The sequence below is a fragment of the Paenibacillus sp. GYB006 genome (assembly GCF_036577645.1).
Classification (GTDB): Bacteria; Bacillota; Bacilli; order Paenibacillales; family Paenibacillaceae; genus Paenibacillus.
In genome coordinates, this window is sequence record NZ_JARBDA010000036.1 from 1 (window position 1) to 6,411 (window position 6,411).

The 6,411-nt window shown below is 42.8% G+C and carries 7 protein-coding genes and 1 riboswitch; all 7 genes read right to left on the reverse strand.

Annotated elements, in window-relative coordinates; genetic code table 11:
- Positions 1–170 precede the first annotated feature (170 nt).
- Complete coding sequence (gene scpB, locus PV403_RS24650) at positions 171–776, reverse strand: SMC-Scp complex subunit ScpB (protein WP_213529637.1); 606 nt, start codon at positions 774–776, stop codon at positions 171–173.
- A complete protein-coding gene (locus PV403_RS24655; protein WP_236570538.1) occupies positions 745–1,545 on the reverse strand; it encodes a segregation and condensation protein A in 801 nt (266 codons plus the stop codon). Before PV403_RS24655 ends, scpB begins: the two co-directional genes overlap by 32 nt.
- 104 nt (positions 1,546–1,649) lie before the next feature.
- Positions 1,650–2,117: a 6,7-dimethyl-8-ribityllumazine synthase gene (gene ribH, locus PV403_RS24660; RefSeq protein WP_191799205.1), complete on the reverse strand. Its 468-nt coding sequence runs from the start codon at positions 2,115–2,117 to the stop codon at positions 1,650–1,652.
- 25 nt (positions 2,118–2,142) lie between these two features.
- Complete coding sequence (locus tag PV403_RS24665) at positions 2,143–3,384, reverse strand: bifunctional 3,4-dihydroxy-2-butanone-4-phosphate synthase/GTP cyclohydrolase II (protein ID WP_213529639.1); 1,242 nt, start codon at positions 3,382–3,384, stop codon at positions 2,143–2,145.
- 50 nt (positions 3,385–3,434) lie between these two features.
- Complete coding sequence (ribE, locus tag PV403_RS24670; RefSeq protein WP_332086275.1) at positions 3,435–4,103, reverse strand: riboflavin synthase; 669 nt, start codon at positions 4,101–4,103, stop codon at positions 3,435–3,437.
- A 6-nt stretch (positions 4,104–4,109) separates the two neighbouring features.
- The gene (gene ribD, locus PV403_RS24675; RefSeq protein ID WP_332086277.1) at positions 4,110–5,225 is read right to left on the reverse strand and encodes a bifunctional diaminohydroxyphosphoribosylaminopyrimidine deaminase/5-amino-6-(5-phosphoribosylamino)uracil reductase RibD; all 1,116 of its coding nucleotides are present in this window, start codon (positions 5,223–5,225) and stop codon (positions 4,110–4,112) included.
- 244 nt (positions 5,226–5,469) lie between these two features.
- A riboswitch (FMN riboswitch) is annotated at positions 5,470–5,635 on the reverse strand.
- 128 nt (positions 5,636–5,763) lie between these two features.
- Positions 5,764–6,204: a peptidylprolyl isomerase gene (locus PV403_RS24680; protein ID WP_160033359.1), complete on the reverse strand. Its 441-nt coding sequence runs from the start codon at positions 6,202–6,204 to the stop codon at positions 5,764–5,766.
- Positions 6,205–6,411: the final 207 nt, after the last annotated feature.

The following is a 6,411-nucleotide window of genomic DNA, read 5'->3' on the forward strand; positions in this document are numbered from 1 at the left end:
TCTTTGAGCCTGAACATCTCAATTCTATCGGAATGGTCTTAGTGGTCAAACCTTTGATTGTTCCACCCGCATAGCGGGTGGTTTTTTGTTTCGCGCGTTTCACGCACTCAACTGGCTAAAGCCATAACAAAAAGAAACCGATACTCTATAAAAGAGCATCGGTTTCTCATTTAACTATTTTGTTGGTTGTCTTCCTCCAGCCTAGTCTGTTCAAGCTTAGTGAACAGAAGCTGGGTTTCTTCTTCTTGCGCTTCAGCTTCCTCAAATAAATTGGGTTCTGGCAGATCCTTCAGTGTCCCAAGACCAAAATAATCAAGGAATGCTTTTGTTGTTCCATAGAGAATCGGTCTGCCAATGGCTTCCGCTCTTCCTACTTCGTGTATCAAATCTTTGTTGACCAGCGTATGAATCGCTCGTTCCGATTTGACTCCACGAATTTCTTCGATCTCAATTCTTGTGATCGGTTGACGATAAGCAATGATGGACAGCGTTTCAAGTGCTGCCTGGGAAAGAGAAGAACGTGACGGCGAATAGGCTAGTTTTTCAAAATACGGAGCATGATCAGGAAGTGTACCCATTTGATAATTGCCGGCAATTTTCAGAATTTGTAGACCTCTCTGCTGTTCTGTATATTCTTGTTTTAGCTCCTCGAGGGCACCAGCCACGATATCTTGAGACTCGTTAACGATTTCCGAGAGCTGCTTAACGCCCAGCCCTTCCTCTCCCGCTAAAAACAAAAGTCCCTCAATAATCGATTTCAATGTTCGCAAGTCCATCGATCTGTTTTTCCCCTCTCCATTCCATCACGATATCTTCAAACAATCGTTCCTGGTAACATACAATTTTTTTCATTTTCATCAACTCCAAAATCGCTAAAAACGTTACTACAACTTCTTGACGAATCATTTCTTCATGAAAAAGCTTGGAAAATAACATCTTCCCGCCATAACCTTTGGCTTGCAGTGCTCCTGCCACATCACGAATCCGATCTTTAACCGATATTTCATCCCGATGAATTTTAGCCACAGCTGGCTGCCTAGAAGATCTGCTTAGCGCTTTTTGAAAAGCCGCTATTAAATCTGAGGTATGCAGTCCCTGCACCGGATTACTTGGCTCTACCTGAACGTATGGAGTCAGGTCTTCCGGCTCCTTAGAGAAGATCAAACTTCTCTCAGATTCCCTTTCATGCAGATGACGGGCAATTCCTTTAAATTTACGGTATTCCATGAGTCGCTGTACAAGTTCTGCACGAGGATCATACATTTCCTCTTCCATGTAGTCATCATAGATTTCATCATCCGCAAACACCGGTGGTTTGGGGAGAAGTATTTTGGATTTAATCGCAAGCAAGGTTGCCGCCATGACAAGAAATTCACTTGTAATATCAAGTTCCAATTCCTGCATGGAATGAATGTAGTCCATATATTGATCTGTAATATGACTGATCGGAATATCTTGGATGTCAATTTCATGTTTGTCAATCAAGTGCAATAAAAGGTCCAAAGGTCCTTCAAACGTTTCAAGCTTATAGGTTACAACCGTCAATGGACGCATCCTCCCGCTACAGTTACAAAATACAAGAACCCTGCCCCCGCATCTCTTGTATTGTAACAAAAGATACGAGTACAGGGCACTACATTAAATAAGCACTATTTTAGCTGTTTCGTCAAGTTTGCCATTTCAATTGCTGCTACTGCCGCGTCCCAACCTTTATTACCTGCCTTGGTTCCAGAACGCTCAATCGCTTGCTCTATGTTCTCTGTTGAAACCAGTCCGAAGATGGTAGGAACACCTGTTTTCAGGTTAATTGCCGCAACTCCTTTGGACATTTCATTACATACATAATCATAGTGGGTTGTTGAGCCTCGGATGACGGTAGCCAGTGTGACAACTGCGTCATATTTGCCGCTCTCCGCCATCTTTTGGGCTACAAGCGGAATTTCAAAAGCACCAGGAACCCATGCCACATCGACTTCATCATCTTTTACTCCATGGCGCTTGAAAGCATCGAGTGAAGCGGATAATAACTTACTTGTTAAAAACTCGTTAAACCGAGCTACCACAACTCCATATCGTAATCCCTCAGATACTAAGTTTCCCTCAAAAACATTTGCCATAATCTACATCTCCCTTTCGTGTCGTTTACAACTCTTTATTCTCGTTCTGTTCCATATCATCAAACGTTAACATATGACCGAGCTTTGCCTGCTTCGTATGGAGATAGGAAATATTCTCTACGTTCTCTGCAATTTGAATGGAAACACGTTCCACAACTTCGAGACCATATCCTTCCAGACCTTTGATCTTACGCGGATTGTTGGTAAGAAGCTTGATTTTACTAATTCCAAGGTCTTTTAGAATTTGAGCGCCAATGCCGTAATCCCTTAGATCAGCTGGAAAACCAAGTTTTAAATTTGCATCAACGGTATCGAGTCCCTGTTCCTGTAGCTTATAAGCTTTTAATTTATTAATAAGTCCAATTCCTCGTCCTTCTTGCCGCATATAGAGCAGAACGCCGCTTCCATTGTCGTGAATTTGGCGAAGAGCTGCTTCAAATTGAGGACCACAGTCACATCTGTGAGAGTGGAAAACATCGCCTGTCAGACATTCAGAGTGGACACGCACCAGTACAGGTTCATCTGTATTCAGCTCCCCTTTGACAAGAGCGATATGCTCTTTGTTATCTACTTCATTGGTATAAGCGATGGCCTGGAACACTCCAAAATCGGTAGGCATCCGAACACTAACTTCCCTTGTTACAAGTCTTTCTTGCGAGTTGCGATAAGCAATCATATCTTTAATGGTAATTAGTTTTAGATCATGTTTCTTAGCCATTTCAAATAGATCAGGCAGACGTGCCATCGATCCATCTTCTTTGATAATTTCACATATGACACCAGCTGGATAAGCTCCGCTCATTCGTGCAAGATCTACAGCGGCTTCCGTGTGTCCGGCTCGTCTTAATACCCCGCCTTTTTTCGCAATTAAAGGAAACATATGCCCTGGTTTTCTGAAATCTTCTCCTACAGCCTCAGGATCAATAAGCGACTTCACCGTCATTGAACGTTCTTGCGCCGAAATTCCTGTCGTTGTCAGCTTATGATCTACAGATACCGTAAAGGCTGTACCATGAAAATCTGTATTATGCTGAACCATAGGTTTTAAATCCAGCTCATTTGCTCGTTCTTGCGTAATCGGAACACATACGAGGCCACGGCCCTCCGTAATCATAAAATTAATGACTTCTGGCGTAGCCAGTTCAGCCAGGGCAACGAAGTCCCCTTCATTCTCACGGTCTTCATCATCAACGACGATAACGACCTTTCCTTTTTGTAGATCCTGAATCGCTTCTTCTACTGTATGAAAATGAAATGTACTTTCCATCGTGATTACCTGCTTTCACTTGATAGTCTTGTAATGATGTATGAATTTTTTTATGAAAAACCATGATTGCTTAAAAACTCATAACTGAGTCCAGCAGATTGATCCTTCTGTGAAGGTCCGTTATTTTCATGATATCCGAGTAAATGGTTCACATATTTTCCGATCACATCACATTCAATATTGACAAGATCACCCGTATTTCGATAAGCCAGCACCGTCTGATCTAGCGTATGAGGAATGATGGAGACTGTAAAAGCACTTCCCGTAACATCCACAACGGTTAAGCTGGTTCCTTCCACCGTGATCGATCCTTTCGGAATAATATAGCGAAATACTTCTGTATTCACCGGAGCTATTTCAAATACGACCGCATTTTGGTCTCGTTTAATAGATATAATATGGGCTGTACCATCAACATGACCTTGCACAATGTGACCACCAAATCGACCTTTTGCAGACATCGCCCTTTCAAGGTTAACCGGACTTCCCTTTGCCAGTAATTTCAGATTCGTATGTCTATAAGTCTCAGGCATCACATCGGCCAAAAATCCGGAAGCTTCGATCGACGTAGCGGTTAGACATACTCCATTTACAGCTACACTGTCACCAATGTTTAAATCCTCCATAACCCGTTTAGCTGAAATACCAAGCACCATCGCTTCGCCCTTCCGGCCTATACTCCGTACTTTTCCTACTTCTTCAACTAAGCCGGTAAACAAAACACATCACTCCTTATCCACTTTCCGCCAGACGGGCACACCTGAAATACGGATATTGTCATCCAGCATTTCTACCTCAAGATTCCTCAGCGTAATCGCTTCACTCATACGTTCTACTCCTTCAAAATGGAAGCTTCCGAGGTTCTTATAACCACCGACAATTTTAGGGGCCATGAACATAACGAGCCGATCCACGAGCTTATTCTCCAGCATAGCACCGTTTAATGTACCTCCGCCTTCAAGCAAGATCGAACCAATTTCAAGTTCACTAAGTTTACGAAGTGCGGCCAGAAGATCAACCCTTGGACCTGTGCCAGAGCAAATGACCTGAACACCTTGTTTCTCAAAATAATCAACGCGCTCCTTATCCGCTCCTTCTGTTGTAATCAGAATGGTGGGTGCAAGACCGTCTTTCACTACCTTCGAGTCCCTAGGGGTTCGAAGCTGAGAATCTATGATGATCCGCACGGGATTCACTCCATCCACATCTAACCGGGTTGTTAACTCGGGATTGTCTGCTATTACTGTCCCTACCCCGACCATAATTCCTTGATGACGATGCCGGAGCATGTGAACATTCTCTCTCGCTTTTTTATTTGAAATCCACTTACTATCTCCACTTTTGGCAGCAATTTTCCCATCTAGAGTGGAAGCTGTCTTCAGCGTTACAAAAGGAAGCCCTGTCGTAATATACTTAAAAAACTTTTCGTTAAGATATCTCGCACGGTCTTCAAGCAATCCCACTTCAACTTCAATTCCTTGCTCCCGAAGCATAGAGATTCCTTTACCCGCAACCTCATGATTCGGATCCTCGCAAGCAATGATCACTTTTTTCACCTTGGCTCTGATCAGCTTTTCACTGCATGGAGGTGTTTTACCGTAATGAGAGCAAGGTTCTAAGGTAACATAAACGGTACTTCCCTCCGCTTCCGTCCCAGCCATCTCAAGAGCATGTACTTCCGCATGGCCCTTACCTCTTTGCAGATGAGTACCGAGCCCAACCATTCGGCCGTTTTTGACAATAACACAACCTACAACCGGATTAATTCCTGTCTGCCCCTGTGCCCTTTCTGCCATTTCGAGTGCAAGTGTCATGTAGAACTCATCATTCATTACATCCATATTGATCACCCCATTTCACTGTACCTCTTCCATGCAATAGATAACAAAAAAGACCCTCAACCGATAAATAATATCGGACGGGGGCCCTGAGAGAACGACGAATAAAAGCATAACAAATCAAAATCGCTAATAAGCAGCTCTTCATCATAGGTATGCCAAATAAATGACATAGCAAATAGAAAAACTTCTGCTAACTCAACTGATTTGAAAGCTAGTATATAAACAGATAACGTCTATGTACTTTCTATTCCTTCTCTCATCCAGACTATACTGTCGGTTCCGGAGTTTCACCAGATCCACCGTAAGCATACGCTTAGCGGGTCACGGACTTAGACTGATCCATATTACAATTACGTACCATGGAGGTCATCACCGCCGGTAGGGAATTTCGCCCTGCCCCGAAGGAAAATCGATATGAAATTGTAAAAAGCTTAATGAAATAGTAGCACCCTACTCTATAAAAATCAACAGGGTCTATAAATAATTCAATCCATAAATAAAAAAACACCCCTGATTAGGGGTGTTTACGGGTTAAATCCTATTCAACATCAAATACTTTAACCTCTACCATCTTGTCCCCATTTTTCATGTTAAGGGCTGTTTCAAGACCTGAAGTTACTTTACCAAATACAGTGTGAACACCATCTAAATGTGGTTGTGGTTCATGTACAATGAAAAACTGACTGGAGCCAGTATCTCTACCTGCATGAGCCATAGACAGAGAACCTGCCACATGTTTATGAGGATTTCCTGCAGTCTCACATTTGATCGTAGTTCCACTACCGCCCATACCCGTACCTGTAGGGTCTCCACCTTGACTAACAAAACCTGGGATTACTCTGTGGAAGATAACTCCATCATAAAATCCTTCATTAGCCAATTTCTCGAAGTTTGCTACTGTGTTAGGCGCTTCATTTGGGTAAAATTCAAGTTCCATTTTTTCCCCGTTTTCCATAACAATATATCCTTTTTTAGCCATTGTAATTCCTCCTAAAAAATAAATTGCCTCCAATAGCATACTATGAGTAAACACTGTAAAGCAACTTTGGTCGTGCTCATAATCAGGACCACCCGTAAAACGGGTGGTTTGTACTTGGGGTATAACCCCTTGTCGCCAAACTGCGCCTAAAGACGCTAGCCTGACCATAAATCTGTTCAGGCTCAGTGTTATTTGTCACTTTCACTT